The sequence below is a fragment of the Photorhabdus viridis genome (genome assembly GCF_040256935.1).
In the GTDB taxonomy this organism is placed as follows: Bacteria; Pseudomonadota; Gammaproteobacteria; order Enterobacterales; family Enterobacteriaceae; genus Photorhabdus; species Photorhabdus viridis.
Genome location: NZ_JBEJZY010000237.1, coordinates 1 through 555, shown reverse-complemented (window position 1 = coordinate 555; position 555 = coordinate 1). Strand labels below are relative to the sequence as shown.

Here is a 555-nt window from a genome sequence, read left to right as displayed (position 1 = left end):
GGAAGAATCCAGTCACTATGAGAAAACAGAGACCAAACGTCGGTGGTATGGCAAAAAGAAAACCACCACACGCACCCGTCATGATGTCACGAACAAAGTGACTGAATTTACTGCCGGCGGTGATATTAACCTGTTAAGCCGGGATGACAGCACTTATGAAGCCAGCAAAATCGCCACCCATCAAAATGCCAAACTGACCAGTACTCACGGTCAGGTTAATTTTAAAGCGGTAAAAAACAGCACCTTTGCGCAAACGATTACCCATTCCAAAGGGTTCTACATCAAGCAAACAGATAAAGGCTACACCGAAAATACCTGGGTGCTTCCCGCTATTCATTTCGGTGGAAAACTTACCGTAGAGGCCGCCAACGGTGTCAGCGCGGATATTAAAGCCCAAAACGGTCAGTCGTTACAAAATGTTGTCTCCGTCTTTGGTAATACCCGGGAAACCGCCTGGCTGAAAGGACTGAGTGAACGTCAGGATGTGCAATGGAACTTAGTCAAAGACGCGTATGACCGCTGGGATTATAAGAGCCAGCATCTGAACCCGGTGGT

At 47.6% G+C, this 555-nt stretch carries 1 pseudogene; it reads left to right on the top strand.

The features are described from left to right. Positions 1 to 555 (top strand): annotated as a pseudogene (locus ABR397_RS23150) (DUF637 domain-containing protein); the annotation flags it as partial.